The sequence below is a fragment of the Paenibacillus sp. Y951 genome, from assembly GCF_056786395.1.
The window spans coordinates 94,097-120,294 of the sequence record NZ_JBXCIY010000001.1 but is presented as its reverse complement, the minus strand read 5'-3'; the positions used below and the strand labels follow the sequence as shown (position 1 = coordinate 120,294).

Annotated in this window: 25 protein-coding genes and 1 riboswitch; of the genes, 9 read left to right on the top strand and 16 right to left on the bottom strand. The window is 40.0% G+C overall.

Annotated elements, in window-relative coordinates; all coding sequences use genetic code 11:
• Positions 1–3: 3 nt before the first annotated feature.
• The 4 genes from queE to AC1TPB_RS00570 form a co-directional block, all read right to left on the bottom strand.
• Positions 4–735 carry a 7-carboxy-7-deazaguanine synthase QueE gene (gene queE / locus AC1TPB_RS00585; RefSeq protein WP_482074718.1) on the bottom strand — a complete coding sequence of 244 codons (732 nt, stop codon included), beginning with the start codon at positions 733–735 and terminating at the stop codon, positions 4–6.
• Positions 732–1,196 carry a 6-carboxytetrahydropterin synthase QueD gene (queD, locus tag AC1TPB_RS00580; protein ID WP_482074717.1) on the bottom strand — a complete coding sequence of 155 codons (465 nt, stop codon included), beginning with the start codon at positions 1,194–1,196 and terminating at the stop codon, positions 732–734. The genes queE and queD overlap by 4 nt, the downstream gene beginning before the upstream one ends.
• The gene (gene queC / locus AC1TPB_RS00575; protein WP_482075069.1) at positions 1,196–1,873 is read right to left on the bottom strand and encodes a 7-cyano-7-deazaguanine synthase QueC; all 678 of its coding nucleotides are present in this window, start codon (positions 1,871–1,873) and stop codon (positions 1,196–1,198) included. The genes queD and queC overlap by 1 nt, the downstream gene beginning before the upstream one ends.
• 218 nt (positions 1,874–2,091) lie before the next feature.
• Positions 2,092–2,135: riboswitch (PreQ1 riboswitch) on the bottom strand.
• 57 nt (positions 2,136–2,192) lie between these two features.
• Entirely contained in the window at positions 2,193–2,759 is a 567-nt protein-coding gene (locus tag AC1TPB_RS00570) for a hypothetical protein (protein WP_482074716.1), read from the bottom strand.
• A gap of 277 nt (positions 2,760–3,036) precedes the next feature.
• Between AC1TPB_RS00570 and AC1TPB_RS00565 the strand changes: the two genes are divergently transcribed.
• Complete coding sequence (locus AC1TPB_RS00565; protein ID WP_482074715.1) at positions 3,037–3,954, top strand: J domain-containing protein; 918 nt, start codon at positions 3,037–3,039, stop codon at positions 3,952–3,954.
• 179 nt (positions 3,955–4,133) lie between these two features.
• On the opposite strand, the gene AC1TPB_RS00560 is transcribed toward AC1TPB_RS00565, so the two are convergent.
• A complete protein-coding gene (locus AC1TPB_RS00560) occupies positions 4,134–5,063 on the bottom strand; it encodes an ArsR/SmtB family transcription factor (RefSeq protein WP_482074714.1) in 930 nt (309 codons plus the stop codon).
• 238 nt (positions 5,064–5,301) lie between these two features.
• Here AC1TPB_RS00560 and AC1TPB_RS00555 point away from each other — a divergent pair, with 238 nt between their 5' ends.
• The 3 genes from AC1TPB_RS00555 to AC1TPB_RS00545 all read left to right on the top strand — a co-directional run bounded on the left by AC1TPB_RS00555 (position 5,302) and on the right by AC1TPB_RS00545 (position 9,733).
• Positions 5,302–6,468 (top strand): iron-containing alcohol dehydrogenase, encoded by a 1,167-nt coding sequence (locus tag AC1TPB_RS00555; RefSeq protein ID WP_482075068.1) that lies wholly within the window; start codon positions 5,302–5,304, stop codon positions 6,466–6,468.
• Positions 6,469–6,576: 108 nt separating this feature from the next.
• Positions 6,577–7,401: an aldo/keto reductase gene (locus AC1TPB_RS00550; protein WP_482074713.1), complete on the top strand. Its 825-nt coding sequence runs from the start codon at positions 6,577–6,579 to the stop codon at positions 7,399–7,401.
• A gap of 220 nt (positions 7,402–7,621) precedes the next feature.
• Positions 7,622–9,733: a hypothetical protein gene (locus AC1TPB_RS00545; RefSeq protein ID WP_482074712.1), complete on the top strand. Its 2,112-nt coding sequence runs from the start codon at positions 7,622–7,624 to the stop codon at positions 9,731–9,733.
• A 155-nt stretch (positions 9,734–9,888) separates the two neighbouring features.
• On the opposite strand, the gene AC1TPB_RS00540 is transcribed toward AC1TPB_RS00545, so the two are convergent.
• The 7 genes from AC1TPB_RS00540 to AC1TPB_RS00510 all read right to left on the bottom strand — a co-directional run bounded on the left by AC1TPB_RS00540 (position 9,889) and on the right by AC1TPB_RS00510 (position 16,899).
• Positions 9,889–10,227, bottom strand: coding sequence for a hypothetical protein (locus AC1TPB_RS00540; protein WP_482074711.1), 339 nt, complete (start codon positions 10,225–10,227; stop codon positions 9,889–9,891).
• Positions 10,228–10,615: 388 nt separating this feature from the next.
• Positions 10,616–11,683: an LLM class flavin-dependent oxidoreductase gene (locus tag AC1TPB_RS00535; RefSeq protein ID WP_482074710.1), complete on the bottom strand. Its 1,068-nt coding sequence runs from the start codon at positions 11,681–11,683 to the stop codon at positions 10,616–10,618.
• 88 nt (positions 11,684–11,771) lie between these two features.
• Entirely contained in the window at positions 11,772–12,866 is a 1,095-nt protein-coding gene (locus tag AC1TPB_RS00530) for an ABC transporter substrate-binding protein (protein WP_482074709.1), read from the bottom strand.
• Positions 12,867–12,936: 70 nt separating this feature from the next.
• Positions 12,937–13,782, bottom strand: a complete 846-nt coding sequence (locus AC1TPB_RS00525; protein WP_482074708.1) for an ABC transporter permease — start codon at positions 13,780–13,782, stop codon at positions 12,937–12,939.
• Positions 13,783–13,833: 51 nt separating this feature from the next.
• Positions 13,834–14,607 carry an ABC transporter ATP-binding protein gene (locus AC1TPB_RS00520; RefSeq protein ID WP_482074707.1) on the bottom strand — a complete coding sequence of 258 codons (774 nt, stop codon included), beginning with the start codon at positions 14,605–14,607 and terminating at the stop codon, positions 13,834–13,836.
• 499 nt (positions 14,608–15,106) lie between these two features.
• A complete protein-coding gene (locus AC1TPB_RS00515; RefSeq protein WP_482074706.1) occupies positions 15,107–15,394 on the bottom strand; it encodes a hypothetical protein in 288 nt (95 codons plus the stop codon).
• Between the two features lie 14 nt (positions 15,395–15,408).
• Positions 15,409–16,899 carry an alpha-N-arabinofuranosidase gene (locus AC1TPB_RS00510; protein ID WP_482074705.1) on the bottom strand — a complete coding sequence of 497 codons (1,491 nt, stop codon included), beginning with the start codon at positions 16,897–16,899 and terminating at the stop codon, positions 15,409–15,411.
• Positions 16,900–17,078: 179 nt separating this feature from the next.
• Between AC1TPB_RS00510 and AC1TPB_RS00505 the strand changes: the two genes are divergently transcribed.
• Positions 17,079–18,053, top strand: a complete 975-nt coding sequence (locus AC1TPB_RS00505; protein WP_482074704.1) for an aldo/keto reductase — start codon at positions 17,079–17,081, stop codon at positions 18,051–18,053.
• Here AC1TPB_RS00505 and AC1TPB_RS00500 read toward each other — a convergent pair.
• A complete protein-coding gene (locus AC1TPB_RS00500; protein ID WP_482074703.1) occupies positions 18,024–18,230 on the bottom strand; it encodes a hypothetical protein in 207 nt (68 codons plus the stop codon). The genes AC1TPB_RS00505 and AC1TPB_RS00500 overlap by 30 nt on opposite strands.
• 413 nt (positions 18,231–18,643) lie before the next feature.
• Here AC1TPB_RS00500 and AC1TPB_RS00495 point away from each other — a divergent pair, with 413 nt between their 5' ends.
• From AC1TPB_RS00495 to AC1TPB_RS00485, 3 genes are all read left to right on the top strand, one after another.
• On the top strand, positions 18,644–18,853 hold the full coding sequence (locus AC1TPB_RS00495; RefSeq protein ID WP_482074702.1) for an alpha/beta-type small acid-soluble spore protein: 210 nt from the start codon (positions 18,644–18,646) through the stop codon (positions 18,851–18,853).
• Between the two features lie 161 nt (positions 18,854–19,014).
• The gene (gene fabV / locus AC1TPB_RS00490; RefSeq protein WP_482074701.1) at positions 19,015–20,205 is read left to right on the top strand and encodes an enoyl-ACP reductase FabV; all 1,191 of its coding nucleotides are present in this window, start codon (positions 19,015–19,017) and stop codon (positions 20,203–20,205) included.
• 149 nt (positions 20,206–20,354) lie between these two features.
• Complete coding sequence (locus AC1TPB_RS00485; RefSeq protein WP_482074700.1) at positions 20,355–21,290, top strand: ribose-phosphate diphosphokinase; 936 nt, start codon at positions 20,355–20,357, stop codon at positions 21,288–21,290.
• Positions 21,291–21,466: 176 nt separating this feature from the next.
• Here the strand turns inward: AC1TPB_RS00485 and AC1TPB_RS00480 are convergent, their stop codons facing one another.
• Positions 21,467–22,468, bottom strand: coding sequence for a Gfo/Idh/MocA family protein (locus tag AC1TPB_RS00480; protein ID WP_482075067.1), 1,002 nt, complete (start codon positions 22,466–22,468; stop codon positions 21,467–21,469).
• 132 nt (positions 22,469–22,600) lie between these two features.
• Here AC1TPB_RS00480 and nagZ point away from each other — a divergent pair, with 132 nt between their 5' ends.
• Positions 22,601–23,860: a beta-N-acetylhexosaminidase gene (gene nagZ / locus AC1TPB_RS00475; RefSeq protein WP_482074699.1), complete on the top strand. Its 1,260-nt coding sequence runs from the start codon at positions 22,601–22,603 to the stop codon at positions 23,858–23,860.
• Here the strand turns inward: nagZ and AC1TPB_RS00470 are convergent.
• Both AC1TPB_RS00470 and AC1TPB_RS00465 read right to left on the bottom strand, forming a co-directional pair.
• On the bottom strand, positions 23,854–25,344 hold the full coding sequence (locus AC1TPB_RS00470) for a hypothetical protein (protein WP_482074698.1): 1,491 nt from the start codon (positions 25,342–25,344) through the stop codon (positions 23,854–23,856). The two genes, nagZ and AC1TPB_RS00470, sit on opposite strands and share 7 nt — an antisense overlap.
• Positions 25,345–25,423: 79 nt before the next feature.
• Positions 25,424–26,104, bottom strand: a complete 681-nt coding sequence (locus AC1TPB_RS00465; RefSeq protein WP_482074697.1) for a PspA/IM30 family protein — start codon at positions 26,102–26,104, stop codon at positions 25,424–25,426.
• Positions 26,105–26,198: the final 94 nt, after the last annotated feature.

Here is a 26,198-nt window from a genome sequence, read left to right as displayed (position 1 = left end):
CCTCTAAACGCCTTTTTTGTTGCCCCATATCCAGGTGTGTAGCTGCGGCAGCACATACACCGCGTTCAACTGGCTATCAGCCATCGTTAATTCAATCAACCATTCATAACGCTCTAGCAAATAAGGCAGCATACGCGCTGGCTCTTGCTCCGTCAAATTACCGTTACCAGCTTGCACATAGAATTGAACACCAGCATATCGTTGATGTACTAATTTGGCATACGCAAGATCAGCATCATCGAACACAACGACCTTCAAACAGAAATGCGAGCCATGCTCAACTAGTTTACTTACAATCTCATCTAGCTTCTCCCAATTCGTCTCCATCCCCGAGCTAGGCGGCTTTGGAGAAATCGTCATATCATCGATGTTTACAAACCAATCCTGCCAACGACTGCCTTGTGTTTCTAGTGCAACTTTCTTCCCACGCTCATGAAGCTCATCAATAAAATAATCTAGCTGCGGCAATAGCGCAGGATTTCCTCCAGAGATCGTGACATGATCGTACGCATCACCAGCAAGTTCATCTAATGAAACAATAATTTGCCCAGCAGATAGTTGCTGGATCTCATCTTTCGCTGTGCCATCCCATGTAAATGCTGAATCACACCAGCTACAACGATAGTCACAGCCTGCTGTTCGGACAAACATCGTCTTTCGCCCTACAACCATCCCTTCTCCCTGTACAGTAGGACCGAATATTTCAAGTACAGGAATGGTACGTACAGCGTTCATCGTATACCTCCAGCCGCATTTAACTGACGCAATAACTTACGCGGACGATAGATACAGTAGCTTGTTGGTGTTTCACGTAAAAATATTTGCACACAAGTTGCCTTATTATCTGTTGTGGCTAGGAAATCATTAACAAGCTCATAAATAGTACGTGCAACGACTTCCGTAGTAGGAAAATAGTTAGGTTCATTATTATTGAAATCTTTATTATGATCGTTCAGTAATGTGTGATCGTAACGGTCATGAATGAGCTTTTTGATAAATGAAAAATTGACAAGAAAACCTGTATCATCTAATTGATCACCAGCAACCGTCACATTAACAAAATACGTATGCCCATGCATCTGCTGACATTGCCCCGCTTTGGATGAAGGTACATAGTGAGCAGCAGCGAATTGAAAATCTTTATTGAGCTCATATTCAAAGGGATGCTCGACTTGAGGATATATTTGCTGTAGCATTACTTTGCACCTCCAGCCTCAGTTACTTGTCGTCTTTCAAGATATTGCTCCAACCCTCTACGACGAAGTTCACATGCTGGACACTCCCCGCAACCATCTGCTGGAATTCCGTTGTAGCATGTTAATGTACGCTCACGTACAAATTCAAACGCGCCAAGCTGATCAGCCATCTCCCAGGTTTGAGCTTTATCTAACCACATTAAAGGCGTATCGATCACAAATGGATAGTCCATCGAAAGGTTTAATGTAACATTCAATGATTTCACGAATATATCGCGACAATCAGGATAGCCACTGAAATCAGTCTCACAAACACCCGTCACAATATGCGTTGCACCGATCCCTTTCGCCACAATGCCCGCAAAAGAAAGGAATAGCAAATTACGACCATCAACAAAAGTATTCGGTAGCTCGCCATCCTTCGTTTCAATATCAATATCTGATCGTGTTAAAGCATTAGGAGCAAGCTGGTTCAATAGCCCCATATCTAGTACATGCTGCTTAACCCCTAGCTCCTGCGCAATAGAAGCTGCACATTCAAGCTCTAGCATATGACGTTGACCATAGTTAAATGTAATGACTTCAACCTCTGCAAAGGTTTCTAGCGCCCAGAACAAACAAGTCGTACTATCCTGTCCACCACTAAATACAACAACAGCCTTCTCTTCGTGTAACATCATAATCCTCCTAAAAAATTTTCGTTTACTTCTTGATTACACTTCCTTGCAACGGAAAGTTACATCGGAAGCATACACTAAAAATTTTCTTATTTATTATATTTCAGCATCTTTTCCCCTAATGGCAACTAAAAAAGGCGAGCATTACCCCTAATGGGCAATACACGCCGAACACAAAACGACGACGCTTATTATCTTTTACCAGATAATAGCAATCGTTTCGTCTAGTTTTTTATCGAGGGAGTTCGCGAACCTCTCCTGGCTACATTATACCAAAGTAGCATAACGCCAGATTTTCCTATTCATTTATCATCAGCTACTATAGCACAGCGTGTCCTACAGCTTCAAGTGTATTTATTGTATATTGAATCAACTGCTCAATATCTTCCATCTGATCCTCATTAATACGACGGTTGAAAGGGAGTTCTATCGTATTACGATAGACGATCGGTAACCATATCGATGAACCTTCAATGGGGTGCAATTCGGTGTCGTACATCGAACTTAATAATTGATGTGGTACCATATCTCGTTCCCAAATCTCGCGAATCGCACGCTCTATTTTTGGGCATTGTTCAAGTGGATTGTCGATCAGGCAATGAAACCGCAGCAGCAAATTACAAGCTGGATATGCTGCTGCCTGTTCTAATATTTCACCCGCCAAATCTTGTACTGAGCTCGACAATACAATTTCAGCAGAGATTGGAACTTGGTCTAGCTCCAATTGGGTCAGTATGAAAGTAAGCGTCCATGTACGCGACATTACCGCAAGATCAAGATTGTCTTTCCGATCTATTATAGAAATAACATCATCCACATTATCTAGGTCATAAAGTTGGTTTTCAAAAGCTATTTTCAAATTTTCAAAAACTGTTGGATCAAACATCTGCTACCATACCATCCTTTACTATCGTATTTCATAACAATAGTATAACCTATTCGTGAAAATCCTTTTGTGTTTATTTGTATCCTTATATAGTAAACGGATGCAACCGATGTCCTAACATTAGCGTATTATATAATAGCGTTTTCAAATTTCGACAACATATAATATAGTAAGTAGAAAATATTAGATTGAAAAATGTACTCCTGCTACAAAATATCGTATACTAAATGAAATATGATAAATAAGCAATGGAGCAATTACTATTAGGGGTGACACAATGGAAGACATTAAGCTGGCCTATGAGCAATTAGGCCTTGAACCATTTGCAGATAAAGATCTAGTAGAAAAAAGATACTCTACTTTATTACGCAAAGATCGTTCCCGTTCCAAACAAACGGCAGAAGAACGAAGTAATGATCCTGATTTTGATTTTCACAAAATAACTGAAGCATACCGTACGATATTAGATTACGAAACAAAGAAATATACCGATGCCTTCGAAGAGCAAGAATACGGAAAGTATAAAAAAATGGCTGGACAAGCAAAGAAATTCGACCATTTTTGGCGCTATTATAAAATACATACCTATGTTGCCATCGGTCTTATCATTGCCATAATATACGGTGTTGTCGCTTTCATAGACAAGCAAGAAGAGAAAAGATACTTAGCTAGCTTACCGCCGATTGATGTTCAAATGTCGTTTTTAGGTAACTATTTTGACACGAGTGAAGATAAGTCCTTCGAGTCTACAAATGCTAAATTCCTCGCTGATTTCCCAGAGTTCCAAAGAGTTAAAACTGATATTATTTATGTTCCAGAAGATCAAGCTATGCAACACGCTTATATACAGAAGGCATTTGTCATGCTTTTAGCAGAGTCGCCCGATCTCTACATTGTAGATGATGCGATGTTCAACTATATCGCACCACAAGAGATATTAATACCACTTGAAGAAGTAACATCACTGAGCGATGTACTAGATAGTAAGTATGCTATTACTGCTGCTTTAACCGATGTAAATAATGTGATCATCGAGGAACATATCTATGCGATCGACCTAACAGACAGCTCACTTAATAAAGATTTGCCAATCGCACATTCCAAATTAATTGTCGGTATTCGTGCTGATGCGCCACATCCAGAAAAAGCGCTCGAGCTTATTGAACATTACGTACAAACATTACCTCTTCCATAATTACTCTAGCAATGTATGAATTTCATACATTGCTAGAGTTCTCGACAAAGGGGGATTCGGAATAAATTATTCCGAACCACCTTTGTCGATGTAGAGATTTCATCAGTTCATCCTAATTTAACAAAGTTTTTCAACTAGTTTGTTTGCAGTCTCATAATAAGAACGCTGATCGTAATCTATCACTTACATTGTAACGCTACTTGAATATGTTGATTATAGTTACCAAAACCTTCACCGAATATCGTAACCCCACCACAATTTTTCGCATCGCTACTGCAACTAATTCTCAATAATATTTCTTTATCGCAATCAATATTAAGATCGGAAATCGTTATATCAGATAACTGCACGCCATCGATAAATGAGCCCTGTTCTGTCACCCTTATATGCTTCATAATGCCGTGCTGAATATCTTTGTACCACCAACTAGGAGTAAATACCCCCTGCTCTTTGCCAAAGCGACCAGGATAGGTCCACACACCAATTTCCGTTCCATTAATACTGAATACAATATCTGATGGCAGCATTTGTGAAGATGAGCATGGCGTTTCCGAGCATATTTCCAAAGCAACTTCAAGCGCTAATAATTGATCATTGTAGATCATATAATTCGGTATGCGATACTCTACATATCCTGAGCTAAACCAAACTATGCTTGCATCGCGATGAATAGGATCAGCGAAATATCGTGGATCATCACACATACCAAGCATAGTCGTCTGGGAAGCTAAGCCACAACTTGGTTTCACATCATATGTAGTATACATCCCTACCGGTACATCAACCTCATACCGTTTTCCTTGATTAGCCGTAATATCCAATATTGCTTGTTGTGACGGCAATGTAAAATCTAAAACCATCTTGTCCAGCTGTAGGAAACATCTTTTCTGCTGCCCCCTTTGTCCTGCGATTAGTTCACTTCCAACGATACCTGCTGCTTCTAACATTTGAATATGACGCGTTACAATTGGTGGCTTAATATCTAATGATTGCGATAACTGCTTAATATTCATCGGTGTTTGCTTCAACAATTCAATCATTTTAATTCGAGTAGGCGAAGCAAAGCATTCTAATATATAGCTATTGTCTGTCGTAACTGCTACTTCCATCTTAAATCCCCTTAAACTTTTATTAACTATTCGCTCGATTATATAACTTAAAAGTTAACCTTTCAACAAAAACTGAAAAGTTGACAGCAATATTCATGTGAAATACAATGAAATCAAGCAATACTATCACCATTAGATTACCTTTTTAGGCAACTATAATATTTTATGCTTACGAAGCTACTTTTTATTTGCATGAAGCACTACGAGAAGTTAATAAAAAATTTTAGGAGGCATTACTATTCTACCATTCTCATTCCATAACCCTACACGTATTATTTTCGGTGAAGGCACTACGCAGCAAGTTGGTACTGTAACAGCTACATATGGTACAAAAGTTTTACTTGTGTACGGTGGCAATAGCATTAAACAATCCGGGCTATATGATCAAGTTATTGAACAATTAACAGCTTCCGGTGTGCAATATGTTGAATTAGCTGGCATTGATCCTAACCCAAGACTTACAAGTGTTTACGAAGGGATATCACTTTGTCGTGAACATAATGTCGATTTCATTCTCGCTGTTGGCGGTGGCAGTGTTATCGATGCTTCCAAAGCGATTGCAGCAGGAGTACACTATGAGGGCGATGTATGGGATTTCTTCACCAATAAAGCACGTATCGAATCAGCAATTCCACTTGGCACTATCCTTACACTAGCTGCCACAGGTACAGAGATGAATGGTTCGATGGTTATTAGCCATTGGGAAAGTAAATTGAAACGCGGCTCCGGTAGCCCGCATGTATACCCTCGTTTCTCTATTCTGGACCCAACGCTAACATTTACCGTTCCACGACATCAGACCGTATATGGCTCTATCGATATTATGTCGCATGTGTTCGAACAGTATTTCAGTCTAACACCGGATACGCCACTTCAAGAACGTTTCTGTGAAGCTATACTACAAACCGTTATTGAAAATGTTGAAGTAGCTATCGCTAATCCAAATGACTTAGCTGCAAGATCGAATCTTATGTGGAGCAGCACGATGGCACTTAATGGCGGACAAATCTCACTTGGTATGCGTAATGACTGGGCATCTCATGGTATTGAGCATGAAATCAGTGCCATCTATGATATTCCCCATGGTGCTGGCTTATCGATCGTCTTCCCGAATTGGATGGAATACGTATACAAAGAACGTCCTGATCGCTTTGCTCAATACGCTACTCGTGTATGGGGTATTAGTAGTGAAGGGAAAAGTGAAGATGAGCTTGCATTAGCAGGTATTCAAGCGACCCGTGACTTTTTCACTAAAATTGGCGGAGAAGCTACGCTTTCGCAGTTCGATATCGATGGCAGTCAATTAGAGAGAATGGCTATTGAAGCTGTCCGTTATGGTCCTATTGGATCATTCAAGCAGTTGGATCAAGAAGACGTACATGCCATATTGAAAAATTGCTTGTAAGATGAAGCTCAATACAGTTGCTTGTGATCACGATGATTATGCTGACGTAGCGTATTAGGCGGCAATAGATATAGAAAACTAATTAAAATTTTAGGAGGAATCATATTAATGACTACTACTAATAGTAACAACGTCGTATTACAAAATGGTGTACAAATGCCTATTCTAGGTCTCGGCGTTTGGAAGGTTACCGATGAGGTTGCTGAAATCACAGTCCGCCAAGCCATTGAAGCTGGCTATCATGCTATTGATACAGCTGCAGGATATGCAAATGAAGCTGGCGTCGGTCGCGGCATTGCTGCTAGCGGTGTTAATCGTGAGCAAATCTTCGTTACTACAAAAATTCGGAATGGCGATCAAGGTTATCAAGAAGCGTTAGCAGCTTTCGATGACAGTCGTAGTAAACTCAATATGGATATCGTCGATCTACTTCTTATCCATTGGCCTGTGAAAGGTAAATATACAGAGACATGGAAAGCGGTAGAAGAAATTTATGCGAAAGGCTATGCACGTGCGATCGGAGTAAGTAACTTCCAGACTCATCATCTTGATGATATTGCTGCGATGAGTGAGATTACACCGATGGTTAATCAAGTAGAATTCCACCCTCTTCTTACACAAGAGCCGCTTCGTCAATATTGCGCTTCGCATAATATAAAATTAACAGCTTGGAGTCCGTTAATGCAAGGTAATCTCGATATTCCATTGCTGCAGAATATCGCTGCAAAGTATAATAAATCAGCAGCACAAATTGTATTGCGTTGGGATATTCAAAACGGTGTAATCACTATTCCGAAGACAATAACACCAGCGCGTCTCGTTGAAAATGCTAATGTGTTTGATTTTGAGCTTACAAGTGACGAAATAGCACAAATTTCTGCGCTTAATGAGAACAAACGCTTTGGCCCAGATCCTGACAATTTCAATTTTTAATTACCGAAAGCAGTGCAGATTATCTGTGCTGCTTTTCTCTACCTTTATATTATTATGATAACTCTTAGGCGAATTTGACTTGTCTCGACAATTTCTAATACGATTTTACATTCGTCCAAACTTTTTTAAGTCTATTGACCTAAAGGAATAAAGATAGCAAATGTCGAACTTCTTTGAAGATAATGCTAATAAAAAGGTTATGATGAAAGGGTGAACTCGATTGAAGCTGAAGTCAATTGCAGGAGGAAGTCATGATAGTGTTTTAAGTAATGAACATACTAAAGTATTTCGTACGATTATCGAAAAACAAACCCATCGAGCGTTTCCGCATCACAATTTTATGCAGTTTGTTAGAACATTAAGTGATTACGATAAATTAATGCTAGCAATTGCCTTACAATTACCATTCACAAAAAAAGATTTACGAAAATGGCCAGACCTCTTATTTATTAAAAAACTCAGTATCGTACTTAAAAAAGCTTCCACAGATATAACGGCAAAGCAACAACTTTTGATCTATATTACGAGTCTCATTATTATAGATACACCATCATTAGAACAGCTTGACGAAAACTTAATAGAGCATGTAGCTACATATGGCTATTGGAGCGTATATTGGACTATTTATTACCACCAAGATCGAGAAATTAATGAAGAGCTATGTTTACTGATATTAGATAAATTACATCCGCATTATATTCACGAAAGTGTCACACAAGAAGTAGCGGCTACAGCGAACACGGTACCAACGCTTGTGCAGGATCAAAATAAATTCGAAAAAAAGATAGCTGTACTAGAAGATAAAATCAGTAAAGAAATTACAACGAGACAACAATTAGAGCTTTCTGGGGTGCAAAAAGATAAATTAAATCGCCAATTACAGCAAGAACAGGACAAGCTAACCTTGCAAGCCGAGCAGCTAAAGGAGCAGCTAACTATGTATGAAGTAAAAGTAGAACAGATGGAACGATCCCAGCACAACATTGCCCAGAAACGAAAAGAAGAAGAAGATCGATGGCTTATTGAACGCAGTCAATTATTATTACAGACGAAGCAATATTGCGACGAGTTGAAGAAGTCTACGCAACTACAAGAGAATTTACAAAAAGAATTAGATGAAACTAAAAAACAAGCTACCAATTGGCAGCAATTAGCACAACAAAGACAGGAACAAGTAACGGCAACGTCTAAGATCACATTAAATTTGGATCAGCAATTAACAACAACGACCATTAGTCTTCATCGAGAATTAGATCAATACAATGAAACTCTTATTCGTGATTTAGAGCAATCATTGACACCTCAACTTGAACTGAGAGCACTTTATCGCCAGAAAATAAGAGCTGCACTAGAACTTATTGAAAACATCGAAAAATTCCAGCTTGATCATCAGCAATTTTCCCAAACTATAGCACCAGCGAAAGAGCCCACAGCTATTCAACAGCCACAAACTCCTATCGTAGCAACAACGCAGCAGGACATCCCTACGTTACCTATCGAGTTACCAGAAAAACAAGGTGCGATGCTTTATGGTACATTCTATCGCCGCGATCATGGAGGGTATATTTCGCTTGAAAATAATGATATTTTCAATATTACAGAATCACTTGTTCAGCAACTAGAGTTACAGCATGAGGCAGAAGTACTATGCACGCCGACCGCTCATCCTGGTAGACACAATCACTATACCATTGAGCTGCTTTTCCAGGGTGATGATAACTTCTCGCCAATTAATCAATATGACGGGTTCGTACATCAGGATGAAGATATGAAATGGTATTGTATCGATCTCAACGGTGAAGACAATCGCTTCCCAATTCATTTCAAAGATGTAGAAATTCAAAAGCCTGGACATGGCGATCCATGTACATTTAACGTAGCTGAGGATGGACATATTGCAAGATTAACTCGTCTATATCGATTGCATGGTGATATGACAGATGTTCACCCTGCCCGCAAAAAATCAGATAAGCCAAAAGAAGCGACCGCTTCACCATCGCGTCATAAACTGGAGCCTTTCCTTGCTGATTGTACAATTACCATTATTGGTGGCCAACGTAAATGGTTTGAAACGGTCGTAAAAGCAACTGGTGCCGAGCTCATTCACGATGGTGGTGAACGTCCGGAGCGTATTGCCTCTGATCTAGGTCGTTCACAAGCATTATTTATGATTTTGACATCGACATCGCATCGCGCAACTTGGGAAGGCATTGAAATTGCAAAAATGAATCAAGTCCCTCATTTCGTTATTCAAGGTTCTAAATCAAATCTGCGGATGCTACTGTGGGAAAATCAAGAGCTTATTCGTAACTCGAATCGGGTGGCTAACTGATCAGTGAAATGCGTGTTTTATGCTCCGATGTCCGCTGCGATGACAGTCATTACTCCTATCGACTTTTGTAGCACGATTTATCCGAATTAACTAAGGGGAATAAATCGCGCTACAAGGCCGAACGCTCCGCTTTTCCATAACGACTGTCCTCTCCGCTACTGGTGTGGATATGCTCGCTCACTGATCAGTGAGCGTTGGGTAAAATGGGTAAGTGAAAGATAAGTAAGTGGATGTAAAAAAGGAGTATACCAGTGTGGGCTAATCGAGCGATCACGTCGCTGTAACGCCAAAATTGATGCTACTGTCGGGATAATCGAGCATTCATATCGCTGTAACGCCAAAATTGATGCTACTGTCGGGATAATCGAGCATTCATATCGCTGTAACGCCAAAATTGATGCTACTGTCGGGATAATCGAGCAATCATGTCGCTGTAACGCCAAAATTGATGCTACTGTCGGGATAATCGAGCATTCATATCGCTGTAAAGCCATTATCCTATCATTAGCGCATCTTATGTCCGCTCATATCTCAAAGTGATCCGTTAACAATAAGAAGGCAGGAATAAGCGCCCAATCAGGTGCTTGTTCCTGCCTTCTTTTATACTACTCGCTTTATAACATATTACTTATAGCGTCCCATATCCTAGAGGAAAGAACTAAACATTTCCCACTTGGCATAGCGAAGAGCACCTGATCATTTCCTACATGCCATAGCGAAGAGAACCTATCTCTCTCCACACGCCTAGCGGATAGAACTAATCACTAGTGGAGAAGCGATAGCGCTCGTTTTTGTCCTCGGATTTATACCACTATTCATATTACAATAAATCCGAGGACAACGGCGATCAGAACAGTGATTGGTTCTTGAAGCGCTCCCCGATCAGTTCTCGGAGCGTAATCGCGGTAAGATCTGCTCGCCGAATATCGTTAGATCCTCTACATAATCTGGGAAGGTTAGCATCATCCCATCGATCCCAGTAATATCTAATATTTCTTGAATACGCTTCGTAATTGAATCAACACTTCCGTGAATCGTTTCGGTCATAAATGCACTTTTGGCACGAGCAACCATCGAATTTTCGCGACCATCAGGATCAAGTCCGTAGCTGCGAAGCATTCCTTTGATCGCTCCTGTATCAGCACCTTCTTGGTACAGCTTCATTCGTTGCTCAGCTGCTTCATCTGTATCGCCAGGGACAATAGTGAACATCGCATACGTTTTGATTGTTTTGTTCCGATCAGCAGCCATTTGCTTCGCACGCTTACTAACCGTTGCTAATTCATCCAGATCACGTCCACCAATAAAGCTCGCATCCCCTTCATCAATCGTGAAGCTAAGTCCCTTCTCGGATTGACCTGCACAAATAATTTCAGGGCGAGGCTGCTGCACAGGCTTCGGCAGTGACTCGCAGTTGTCCATTGTAAAATATTGACCTTGATGCGTTACGACATCTTCACTCCACAGTCGCTTCACAACATGCATCCATTCCTTCGCCAGATCATAGCGCTCACTATGTCCAAGCTCCTCCGGCCACATGCCCATCTGCCGGAATTCATTAGCATACGATCCCGATACGACATTCATCCCAACTCGGCCATTACTAATCTGATCGAGCGTCGCAAACATTTTCGCCGCAACCGTAGGATTGAACAACAATGTATGCACCGTTGCATATATTTTCACTCTCGATGTCGCTTCAGCAAGACCCGCCATCATCGTCATCGACTCTAACGAAGTACCCCAGTGATTCGTCGAGCCTCCGTAACCTTTCCATTTGGCCATAGACATAATAAAATCAAGGCCCAGCTCATCCGCGATTTTTGCGGCTTTGCGATTAATATCGTAGCAGCCGTTCAGCGTTGGCGTCGTCTCAGAAATAATCCAACCGCCATTCGTTATTGGAAGAAACACACCAAAGTCAATATGTCGATAGCTCGCTTCTGTCATATTCACTCACTCCTCAGCTTTTCATATACTATCCTCTATACTTCTCGCTAATGAAAAGTACTACGGAAGCTTAACCCATTAATCATTATTATGGCCATATAAGCTCGGTACCTGTATAGATCGCATCGATAAATGAGTTGTTCATAACTTCATTGACCGTTAGTTGCTTCCCAATAACTTTAGCATCAAACAACATTTGAATTTCGCGATTCCATTGTTCATCTGTTTGCCACGCCACACCATGATTAGCATCTTTCGCTTTTTCTAACAATTCACTTTCAACATGCCAGCGATTGGTTTCCGCTTCAATATCATAGACCGATTCGGAGCGTGCTGCTAGCACTGCAATGGATTCATCTATATTGCTAATAGCATATTCATGCGCCTTAGCTACTGCTCGTAAAAAGTCTTCTACCGTTGACGGGTTAGCAGCCGCGAACTTATCATTAACAGCTAGTACACCAAATGAGGTTTCTGCACCAAATTCACCCGGGTCAATAACGCGTACGTCATGACCTAACAATTCCATTTGATAAGGCTCATTCGATTTGTATACTGTTAGTGCATCGATCTGTCCAGTAGCTAGAATAGTCGGATCATAACCAACTGAAACACCCTTCACATCTGCAACGTCCATCCCATTATATTGTAGCATCGCGATTAAATTAGCCGGTAATGCACCATGATAACCAATCATTTTCCCTTTCAGATCAGCAGGCTTATAAATGTCAGAATCATTCATAACAAGCAAAGCACTCGTACCTTCCGCTCCAAACGTTGCAATACCGCTAATTTCCGCTCCATTAGCAACAGCTTGTATCACTTGGCTAGGTGTTCCAGCGCTTGCAATTTGTGCTTTATTGGCTGCTAGAAACTTGATACCTTCGGCATCAAGCCAAGGAATAATCTTCACATTTAACCCTAACTCTGCAAAATAACCTAATTCATAAGCCATCACGACTTGAATATCTGGTGGAGATGCCGCGTAATAAAATCCTGTTATATACGTAATCTCACCAACAGCTTCATTCAACGCTTTACGTTCTGCTAAGCTAAGTTCTACATTCGCAGCAGTATTATCGTCCTGCTCCATGCGATCAGAACCATTAGAGCCCTCACTACAGCCTGCCATAAAAAGCAGCAATGAAAGTGCTAGTATCGTTATAGATTGCTTCATCATCATTATTTACTCCTTCAACTTTTTATCGAAAGTATAAACTTCAACTTCACTTTAACTTCTTGTTACAGTTCACTTAATTCCAATTATCAGATGACAGATGCCAATATAGCACTTTTCGCTCAATATATCTAACAATATTTGTAAGGGTAATTCCCATAATCGCTAGCATAAAAATAGCAGCAAACATACGATTCGTCTGCATATAATTGCCTGCCATCATAATAACATTGCCTAGTCCTCCTGTTGCACCGCTCCACTCACCAACGACAGCACCCATCACACTTAGACTTACGCAAGTTTTGGCTGCACTGAACAAATAAGGCAAGCTATTCGGGAATCGTAGCTTTATTAATATTTCTAATTTACTAGCATGCAATGAACGCATATATTGATAATGATTTTCGTCGATGGAACGAAGCCCCATAATAGAATTCACTAGCATCGGGAAAAAAGTAATAATAGAAGCCACTAATACTTTTGGTAACATACCAAAACCAAACCATAATATAAAGAGCGGAGCAACAGCCATAATCGGCGTCACATTAGCAAGTACCGCAATCGGTAGAAATGTACGCTCTAGCACAGATGAATGTGCCATTAATACCCCCATCACAATTGCTACGCTCATTCCAAGCAAAAATCCTAATACGGCTTCCTGCAATGTAATCCATGCATGTGTAATATAGAAACTGAACGAACTTATGAACTCTTGAATAACCGCGGTCGGCGGTGGCAGAGTAATCGGACTAATATTAAAGATCATAGTACATAATTCCCATATTATAAATAAGCCTACAAACGCAGCTAATGGCGGCCAATAGGCAGAATTGACATATTTTTTTTTGAATCGTTTTGCAAATCGCCTTCTGCGAACCTTTACATCCAAAGCTGCTTTTTCCTGCTCGTTAACATTACTCACAATAGATGTTTCCTTCCTCTTAACCGCCCTAATTGTTCATGTAAAGCCGCATCATTGCCATTCAGCACGTAAATACCCTCTAATTTCACTTACATATTGCTGAAACTGTATACTTTCTTCAACATCAGCGGATCTAGGTCTTGGTAGGTCAATATTAATAATTTTTGTTATTTTTCCTGGACGTGCACTCATAACAACAACTTTATCAGATAGCAATACTGCTTCCCTAATATTATGCGTAACAAAAACAACCGTTTTGAGATAAGCTTCCCATATATGTAGCAGCTGATAGCTTATTTTCTCTCGTGTAATTTCATCAAGAGCAGAGAATGGCTCATCCATTAAAAGAATAGGCGCTCCCGATCCAAATGCTCTAGCGATACCAACCCGTTGCTGCATACCACCTGATAATTCTTTCGCATACGAATGAGCAAATTCACCAAGTCCTACCGAACGTAGTAGCTCCATCGGGTCTTCACGCTTAGTAGCTACTTGAACTGCCTTCTTGTTAACTTCAAAAGGTAAGTTCATATTTTCAAGTACTGTGCGCCACGGGAATAGCGCTGGTGATTGTGGTACAAAACCAAATTGCTTTTGTTTTTGAGCTTCCTTTGGCGATAATCCACCAATAGTAACCTCGCCTTCATCACCTTTCACAAGTCCACCAATAATCCGCAAAAGCGTCGATTTCCCACAACCGCTTGGACCAATTAAACTAACGAATTTACGTTGCTCAATCTGCAAATCTATCTGCTGTAGCGCTTGTGTAGACCGTTCTCTTTGCTTGAATGTTTTACTAACTTGCTTTAATTGTATATAAGACAATTGCGATCACCACACTTCATAATATAATCAACAAACTCATTTATATTGAAAAGATTGAACAGTCACTATCTTATCATGTATTACTAACAAAAAGAAAGTGCCTAGTAGTAAGTTTTCATCATTATGCCATAATACCGATAAAATTGATAGGGATTGATAGACGTATGGCAGCACGAATTAAGTGCTGAACTATAGTATTGCAACAATAGTTGCCAAGTACTCGTATAAATATATATCCGCTCAAAGCGAGGAGGCTGTAATGAATAGAAATATAATGAGTAAAGCTGTTGTTCTCCTTATCCTGCTCCTATGTATTATTAGTATCATTGTGGTTGGAATTATCACCTATATCATTATTTCGATATAAAGGGACACCACAAAAAGACTGATTCCCTTCATATGGAAGAGTATCAGTCTTTTATGTTTGAAGACAGTTCATTAAGCATACGTTAACAACTAACTAATACCGGAAGCATCATCTTCTTTGATTAATAAACAACTATACTACTGCTGACCATTTGCGATCACTTAGATTAGGACAGCTCTTGCTGCGATATTTGGCAGACACCCTTACAAAGCAACCACATAATAGACAGGTTTGCTTATTCATAAGCTTTTCACATCCATCACACAAACTCAATCGCTGCTCATACTCTTGCTCAGAAACGACAATCGCGTCATCTTGAAACATTGGAGCTAGTAAGATCCGATCGATTTGCTGCTCTGTGACCTCATATTGCGGTCCACAGCCACGACAACGATTTTCAGTATGCTGTTGTGCATTCATAGACATCACCTAGCTTACTCGATTGTTAATGCTGTTACTGACATAGGAGAGAGCGTCAGTGTCAATTCCGTACCGTTAACTGTATAATTCGTGTATGCTGTTGGCGCTACTTGATCTGGAGCGTCGAATGTATTGTGTGCATCCATAACATCAGCTGTTAACTCCGTTGCAGTAATATTCAGTGTCTCTTGCGCTAAGCCTCTTAGATCAATCGTCACTGTCGTAGCTTGTGCTGGATTAACATGAGCTAAGCTAATGTTAATTTTCCCTGCAGCATCACGAGAAGCTGTAGCTGAGACAGCTTTCATGCTCAGACCATGTTCTTCAAATGTTTCGGACTCTAGATTGAATTGCAGCAATTGTGCATCTTGGTGAACTTTATACATATTGAATACATGATATGTTGGTGTTAACAATATTTTCTCACCTTCGGTAAGAATTACAGCTTGCAGCACGTTAATCATTTGAGCGATATTAGCCATACGAACACGATCACTATGATCGTGGAAAATATTGAATGACAATGCTGCAACTAGTGCATCACGAATCGTATTTTGTTGATATAAGAAGCCTGGATTAGTACCTGGCTCAACATCATACCAAGTTCCCCACTCATCAACGATAAGTGATACACGTTTATTCGGGTCATATTGATCCATAATTGCCGAATGACGTGTAATTAGCTCATCGATACGTTGCGCTTTCTTCAATGTTTTAATCCATTCGTTCTCAGGAAAAGCAGTCGCGGAACCTTTTTCTGCCCAAGATTCACTTGGAAGTGTGTAATAGTGTAGAGATAGTCCATCCATATATTGATGCGCTTCACGCATTAATACTTCCGTCCAACGGTAATCATCAACGTTTGGCCCACATGCAATTTTGAATACTTTATTATCGCCGTAATTACGTACATAAGTTTGAAAACGGCGGTATAGATCAGCGTAATACTCTGGGCGCATATTACCACCGCAGCCCCAGTTCTCATTGCCAACACCGAAATATTTCAGCTTCCAAGGGTTTTCTCTACCATTTTCAGCACGTAGTTCTGCCATAGGTGAAACACCTTCGAAAGTCATATATTCTACCCATTCAGACATTTCTTGAACCGTACCACTACCAACATTACCGCAAATAATAGGTTCACACTCTAGCATTTCACATAACAGCATAAACTCATGTGTACCAAAGTGGTTGTTTTCTACCACACCGCCCCAATGCGTGTTAATCATGCGCTTACGATTTTCATTTGGGCCGATACCATCTTTCCAGTGATACTCATCTGCGAAACAACCACCCGGCCAACGCAATCCAGGAATTTTAATTTCTTTAAGCGCTTTCACTACATCATTACGAATACCCTTTGTATTCTCGATCGGAGAATCCTCTCCAACCCATATTCCTTCATAAATACATCTTCCTAAATGCTCAGAAAAATGACCATAAATTTGACGGTCGATATGAGATATCGTTTGGTCTCCATTAATAATTAAGTGATTAGTTGTCATGAAACGATCACCCTTTCAATGATAATAGGATTAATATATGTATTAATCCACTGTTTATTATATTAATCCTACATCTATAATAATATTATTTTTCCATTTTGACAACTACTTCTTTATGTTTTTGTTATAATTAAAAAGGAACATTATTTACTAGATTTAGAAGAGAGGGGAAATTCATTATGAAACAAATGCCATTAATCCAGCGAGGAATTACTTCAAGTCGTCTTGCAATTGGTTCTATGGGTTTTGGAGGGTCTTGGGACGCTTCTGAACCATACACATTAGACCATGTAAAGCAATTTGAAGCCGTATTGGATGCAGCACTTTCTATCGGAATTAACTTCTTTGATCATGCAGATATATATACACGAGGAAAAGCAGAGCGTATTTTCGGCGAAATTTTGAATGATAAGCCTTCCTTGCGAGATTCACTTATTATTCAATCGAAATGTGGCATACAACTTGCCGATGGCTTATTGCCAGGTCGGTATAATTTTTCCAAGGATCATCTATTAAGTTCAGTTGATGGAATATTAGATCGCTTGTCCACTGATTATATTGATATTCTGCTACTCCATCGTCCTGATCCATTACTTGAACCAGAAGAAATTGCTGAAGCATTACATATATTGAAAGCTTCCGGAAAGGTGAAGTATTTCGGAGTTTCCAATATGCATACAGGTCAAATGCGCTATATTAAGCAAGCACTCGCTGATGACCTTATTGTTAATCAACTTCATCTTAGTCTTGAACAACATGATTTTATCGATCAAGGATTGCTTGTTAATCGTAGAGAAGGTTCAAGTACTAATTTTGAACAAGGATTAATGGAATACATGCAGCTTGAAAATATACAAATTCAAGCTTGGGGTCCATTAGCCCAAGGAAGATATACAGGTGCTATAAGAGAGCAAGTAACAGAAGCCGAACTACTAACGACACAGCTTATTAGCAAACTTGCTAACGAGAAGGAAACGACAAAAGAAGCTATTTTGCTTGGATGGCTTATGAAGCATCCCGCAATGATTCAACCGATCCTTGGGACGACGAATGCGCAGCGCGTATTAGCTTGCCAAGACGCTGAACGACAAGCATCGTTGATGACGCGGGATGAGTGGTGGGAGTTATACACAACGGCCAACGGCTCGCGGTAGTTCAAAAAGCGAACTTTGATAACGATGAGTATGCTGACGTGGCTTAATCGACATCGAAGATGAAGCGAACTTGGAAAGTACGGTTCGCGTGTACCAATAACGTACACTTGCGCTTCCGCCTTTCTCAAGTAGCGCTCCATCTTCTCGGTTCTGAAAGCCCGCTTTTTGAACCTCCATTTTAAGTTTCGAGCATTTGACCGCTTGTGTACTCGTACCGTACACATTGCTAGCTTCGTTACATTCCTTATGCTCACGTAGCGTATTCGACGTCGCATCTGAAAGCCCGCTTTTTGAACCTTCATTTTAAGTTTCGAGCATTTGACCGCTTGTGTACTCGTACCGCATTGCTAGCTTCGTTACATTCCTTATGCTCACGTAGCGTATTCGACGTCGCATCTGAAAGCCCGCCTTTTGAACCTTCATTGAAAGTTTCGGGCTTTTGATCGCTTGTGTACTCGTGCCGTACACGTTGCTGGGTTTCGTTGCATCGCGTGTACCGTACAGTTGCGAATGTTTTCCAAATAAAAAGGAAAATGATGCATAATGTTTCTCGTTGAATCTCATACTAGCTCTGAAAGGAGTTGATAAGTATGAGTTCAAGCAATAGACTTATTGTCCCTGAGGCAAGGCATGCGATTGATCAGATGAAATTTGAAATTGCACAAGAGCTGGGCATTATGCTCCCTCAAGACGGTTACTACGGCAATATGTCAACACGAGACATGGGATCAATTGGCGGTTACATAACAAAACGACTAGTGGCTCTAGGTCAACAGCAACAACAATCAAAACATTTTTAATGCAGATATTCACCGTCTGGGCTGCCTCAGGTGCTTGTTTCATAAGCTAAAGAGGGAGCCTATTTACTTTACACTTCCATTTATTCATATTTATCGTTAAAATAGATTAATGTAAGCAAGATATTCATAGAGAATATATGATAGAAAGGAATATCTATAATATGATTATTCAACCCAAATCAAGAGGATTTATTTGTACGACAGCTCATCCACAAGGTTGTGCTGGACAAGTTCAAGAACAAATTAATTATGTAAAACAACAAACACAGCTTAATGGTCCGAAAAATGTGCTAGTAGTTGGAGCTTCTACAGGCTACGGTCTAGCTTCTCGCATCGTTTCAGCATTTGGCGCAAATGCAAATACAATAGGTGTATATTTTGATAAAGCTGCTGAAGGTGCTCGTACTGCTTCCGCAGGCTGGTACAATTCTGCTGCCTTCGAAACTGCTGCTGCCGAAGCAGGATTAAAATCTTATAGTATTGTTGGTGATGCTTTCTCTAACGAGATTAAAGCACAAACAATTGACTTAATTAAGACTGAACTGGGTAAAGTTGATCTTGTTATCTACAGCGTAGCATCACCACGTCGCGTGCATCCAGATACAGGAGAAGTCTTCTCCTCTGTCATTAAGCCACTAGGTGGAGTATATACAAACAAAACAGTTAACTTCCATACAGGCGAAGTTACGGAAGTAGCTATCGAACCTGCAACTGAAGATGAATTACGTCAAACGATTGCTGTAATGGGTGGCGAGGATTGGCAAATGTGGATCGACGCATTGCAAGCTGCTGATGTACTTACAGCTGATGCAACAACTGTTGCTTATAATTATATCGGTCCTTCTATTACACATGCGGTTTATCGTGAAGGTACAATTGGAGCTGCGAAGAATCATCTTCTAGAAACAGCTCATAACTTGAATGATCAATTGAAATCAACTGGTGGTCGTGCATTTATTTCTGTAAATAAAGCACTTGTAACACAATCAAGCTCAGCGATTCCCGTTGTTCCATTGTACATATCTGCTCTTTACAAATTAATGAAAGAGCAAGGTACACATGAAGGTTGTATCGAGCAAATCTATCGTCTGTTCAATGAACGACTTTACATTGACGGTGTAATACCAGTTGATGAAGACGGTCAAATTCGTATCGACGATCTTGAGATGGAACCAGAGCTTCAAGCTGAAGTTGCGAAAATCTGGGAAGCATTAACAACTGAAAACGTATATGACCTAACTGATCTTAAAGGTTACCGCGATGAATTCTTCGGACTATTCGGTTTCGGAGTAGACGGCATTGACTACGAGTCTGATACAGATCCAGTTGTTGATATTGTTAACTTAAAGTAGTATAGCATTATAGTCATGAAGAGTTATTTCTTCATGACTATTTTCTTTGTCAACGAATAGCGGTTTTCATTTGTGAATATCTCATTAATTTGATATGATAAGGTTGCTAATTATAACTGCTACGTGGCACACATATTTTGGAGGATATTATGGCTCAAATTAAAATTTTTTCCGGTTCATCTAACCGTCCACTCGCGCAAGCGATTTGTGATCAATTACAAGCCCCACTTGGACAAGCAACAATCTCGCGTCTGCAAAGTGGAGAAATTCATGTGTCTTATGAAGAATCGCTTCGTAACCATGATGTATTTCTTGTACAAGCAATGTCTCATCCGGTCAATGAATATCTTGTTGAACTACTAGTTATGATCGATGCTGCAAAGCGTGCTTCTGCAAATTCAATCAATATCGTTATGCCTTACTACGGATATGCTCGTCAAGAACGTAAGAGTCGTCCGCGTGAGCCTATTTCTGCGAAAATGGTTGCTGATATTATTACTACCGTTGGTGCAAATCGTATCATCACTGTTGATCTGCATGCTGACCCGATTCAAGGTTTCTTCGATATCACTGTCGATCACCTTACAGCACTGGATATTATTATTAAATACATTCGCGAGAAAAAAATCGTGAACCCAGTAGTTGTATCTCCAGATGCTGGACGCGCTACAGTTGCAGAAAAACTAGCTGGTCTTATCGATTGTCCGTTTGCCATTATGATCAAAAACCGTCCTGCCCACAATAAATCCGAGATTACTCATATTATCGGTGAAGTTGAAGGTATGACTCCAATCATTATTGAGGACTTAATCGATACTGGTAGTACGATTGTAAACGTCGTTGAAGCATTGAAAAAGAAAGGTGCTAACGATGCCTATATTTGTGCTACGCATGGATTATTCTCTGAAAATGCGATCCAAAAACTAGATCATCCTAATATTGAAGAGATCATCATTACGGATACTATTTTGTTAGACGACAATATTCCTGACAAATTTATTACATTGTCTATCGCTCCACTGATTTCTTCAGCAATTAAGATTATTTCTGAGGGTGGTTCGTTAGCTACACTCTTCAAATCTTAATAGATGTAGTTCATAAAGCAGACCTTGATAACGAAGTAATGCACTACTAGACGAAACGAGCCGTATAAGATCACAACTTGATCTTATACGGCTCGTTTTTATAGTTTCTAGATAACAATGTATGATTAAAGATTATGCAAGATTTAAGATAAACAGCAAATAATCGGTTCATTTGATTAGTTAATAACAATTCTAGTTCCAGTCTCAGCTGCTTGAAGACATGCTTCAAGTACTTTCATATTCGCTACAGCATCTTCTAAAGGAAATTGCTGTACCTCTTCTCCACGGATCGTTCTAGCCATTGCATCTGCTTGCAGTGCATAGCTATTATAATATGGTGTCTTAATCTCCTTCACGTCATCGCCTTTACGAACATAGAAATATGAACCTTCTTCCGTATGTGATAAGAATGCATTAGGGAGCTCGATAATACCATCTGTTCCGATGATTTCAAGAGGACTTCTTGGTGCTGCCCACATTCCACAATCGAACGCAAGCGCTACATCATTGCTAAACTCTAACAGTCCTGATGCCATCATATCGACACCACCATGCTTTTCGGAAAACATCGCCTGCACAGTAGCAGCCACAGGCTCACGCTCGAGAATATAACGCGCTGCACTAATCGGATAGCAGCCAACATCATACAGCGAGCCGCCGCCCCATTCCTTTACATAGCGAACATTATCTGTATTTTCGCCCATATTGAAAGTAAAGCCGCCGCGTATATGACGAATTTCTCCAATTTCACCAGCAGCAATCATCTCCTTAATTAGCTTATAGCGTGGATGATAGCGATACATGAAAGCTTCTGCCATAATAACATTCTCTTCTCGAGCAACTTGTGCCATTTCTGCAGCTTCAACACTATTCAGTGCTATTGGCTTCTCACATAGTACGTGCTTACCAGCTCTTGCAGCCCTAATACTCCATTCTTTATGTAGATGGTTCGGTAGTGGAATATATATGACATCTAGATCAGAATCATCAAGCATTTCTTCATAACTACCATAAGCAACAGGAATTTGTAGTTCTGCAGCTGTAGCCTGTGCAGTTTCCAATGAACGACTTGCAATAGCCTTAACTTCATTATGCTCAGACAATCGAATTCCTGGAATTACAGACCGCTTCGCAATGGAGGCGCAACCAAGAATTCCCCACTTTAACTTCTGTATAATCATGACATTGCTCCTTATCTCTACTAATATTGTGTATCCCTCTTAACAAGAGTAAAATGAAAGACAGCTGTTCGTTTTGTCCATATTACATTTCTATTGTATTATATCAAATAAATAGCGAGGTGCATTGCCTTGAAACAAAAAAAAATTACATTTATTACAATAGTGTTACTACTAATCATTATTGCATCTTTCTACTTTATATTTACCGTTCTAAATGCTAAGGAAACTATCTCATTACAACCGAATGAACTTGAATTAAGTACTAATACACCTTCGGGTAACGATAGTCAACCAACGGTAGTAGCTACTCCAAGCGAACAACCACTCCCTACGGTTACTCCCGATACGATTATTCCAAGCGCCCGGACTACCGAAGAAGTAGAGCAACTGCTGCAAAATCTTACCCTCGCTCAAAAAATCGGACAATTATTAATTATCGGCATTGAAGATAAGCAGTTAACAACCGCACACCAGAAACTTATTCAAGAACAATATATTGGCTCCATCATTCTTTTCAAAAGAAATATTAACGATGAACAACAACTCACCGACTTTATCTTGCAATTAAAGCAACAAAATGAGCATCCAGACATACCATTGTGGGTTACGGTCGACCAAGAGGGTGGTCAAGTTAATCGATTACCCGAAAAATTCCCTGCTGCTGCAACTTTAGCCCAGCTGCATGATCCAACATTAACTTTTGATTCTGCTACTACAATGGGTAAAAAATTAGCTCAGTACGGTTTCGATGTTGACTTTGCTCCGGTATTAGATGTAAATAGCAACTCGAAAAATCCAGTTATAGGAGAACGCGCCTTCGGTACAATACCGCAGGAAGTATCCCAGCAAGCGATAGCTATGCTGCAAGGATTAGAGCCATATGTTGTGACAGTAGGAAAGCATTTCCCCGGTCATGGCGATACGAGTGAAGATTCACATAAAACGCTACCTACCATTAACAAATCATGGGAAGAACTGGAGGAGCTTGAGTTAATCCCTTTCTATGCTGCTATTGAACAGCAGATTGACGCCATTATGATTGGTCATCTCTATCTTCCGCAACTAGATGCCGAATATCCTGCATCATTATCGAAGGAAATCATTACTCATAAATTACGTGAAGAAATGGGTTTTAACGGTCTTGCTATATCCGATGATATGGTGATGGCCGGCATTACAAAGCAATATAATATAGGTTATGCAGCTGTCATCGCCTTGCAAGCAGGTGTTGACATGCTGATCGTAGGTCATGATGTCAAATCACAGCAGGAGGTCCTAACTGCCATTACAACCGCTGTCAATAACGGTAATATTTCAATGCAGTTATTAGACGAACATGTCCGCAGAGTATTAACTGTTAAGCTAGAGCAAGCTTTGACCTCTCAATAATGTTGTCGAGACGTATTTATAGCTTGCTTGACAAGATTACCAAACTCATCAACTTTTTGCTGGGCATCTCTAAGCTGCTCCGTCGCATGATATAGATTACGGGGTGTTAATGAAACTGCATATTCTAGCGTTTGAACACTACTACTAGCTACATTTTCCGTCTCAACAATTCCACTATAACTGTATACCCCTTGCGTTTGTGCAGTAGAACGAATTTGAACGATCGACGCTTTCAATTGACCACATCCGATCAAATATTCCTGCACCCGCTGCTCTGAGCGCTCATGAATATGAAGTAATTGCGCACTACTATCTTGAATCTTTTGTAATAATGAATTTGCTTGTTCTAATATTTTATCTGCTGCCAAATATCGCTGAACTTCAAATGTATTGTACTGTTCCGCTTTTCCGACTTGCTCTTTCAGCATGCCTACATTACGTTGTAATTCCGTAAATGTATCAGCAGCATTTCTCCAGTGAACTTCATGGAATTGTAATCGCAAAGCATTGATTTGTTTTGTAATCTCAGCATGTTGACCTTGTTCAAATTGCATCATAACTAGCATATACTGTTTCAACAATTGTTGATTACGATCTCTCGCATCTATCGACTGCTTCACTTCAGCTATCGAATTGGCCAGCCAATGATTAATTCGCTGTATCCCTTCACGCGCAACGTTCATATCACCAATATTCAAAGCTTTCTTAATCGATAATAATTGCCCGTTCATTGATTCATAATTGCTGTATGGTGAAATTTCCTCAAGCTTTAATCGCTCTTGTTGCACCAGTTCATCTAATTGTCGCTTTGATTCATTAATTTTTTCTGGTAGCTTGAAACTTTCATTGACTAGCGCCGAGTACTCATTAACTTCGATACACCATGTTGTAATTTGAGAACCATATTGATCAAGTTGCAGCTTTGCTTCTACAGGATTGAAGGCAAGTAATGCAGTAGCATTCTCAACAATTTGTTGTAGCTTAGCTTCTTTCTCGATTAACTTAATTAATGTTATTTCATTACTTTTATTCATCACTGCAAAGCTTATCTTCGCTTGTTCGAACATCGATTGAAGATGCTGGAGTGATTTCGTTGCCATTGCGATTTCATTGTTATACGCTTGAAATACATCTTCAAGTCTAATCGCCATTTGCAGCTGTTGCTTCACTTGATACATTAACTCTTTCAAATGTACAACATGCTTCGAGCTAATCCATCGCGGCAGAGGCTTTAAGCTGCGTAATTGCTCTGGATACGTCGTTGCACGTTGCAATAATGTATATAGTTCATTCTCAGATGACTCTATAATTGCTCTCGATCTACCTTGGCTAAATTTGAGGGCAGTCGTCAAGCCATCTTCTAGTTCATGTACTTTACCAAGCACTGTTTCCAATTCATCAGTCAGTTTTTCAACGTCTTCGCTATAATTTTTACGTTTACGCCACTGCAACCTACCGAAATGCATGTTAGTCCAATTTTTCATGTTCATTCCTCCGAAAAGAAAAAGCCCGGTTAAGTAACCTGGCTTTTTCAACGTATAACTATATTATTGTATAAATGACTTATTTATTTGCATCAAGCTCAGCTTTAAGCGCAGCTAACTCATCATCTACAGCTGTAGTACGAGAATCTTTTAACGCTTCAGCAAATTTATCATCTAAAGATTTGTCTTCATTAGCAAGTTCATATGCTGCATCTGCTTCATCATGCATTCTTTTGATTTTTTCTTCCATACGATTGAACGTAGCACCAACGTCATTAGTACCAACACCAGACATCGTTTTATTAATTTTTTGTTGCGTTTTGGCAGCTTCTGCTTGCGCGATCAATGTACTACGTTGATCTTTCATCTCAGTTACACGAGATTTCAATTCCGTTAATTGCGCACGTAATTTATCAGCTGTCGCTTTGGCGCGATCATTATTTTCTTGCAGTTTATCACGCTTCTCAACTTGCTTCTTTTTGTCTAGCAAAGCTTCGCGAGCCAAATCTTCATTGTTAGCTGCCAATGCTTGACGTGCTTGTGCATCGCGACGAGCAACAACCTCTTCTGCTTCTGCAAGCTCACGTTCGAATCTCTTTTCAACTGCCATCTGAGATGTTACTGCAGCTGTTACCTTCTCGACATCTTCATCAAGCTCACGAAGCACCTGATCAATAATTTTAACAGGGTCTTCAATTTTATCAATGGCTGCATTAACATTGGCTTTTCCAATACGGAATAATCTATCAAATATACTCATTTATACTGCCTCCCTCGAATTCATATTATAGTAGTAATACGCAATAATCGCTCCGCAGTTTCATGTTGTCTAATATTTCATCATTTCATATGTC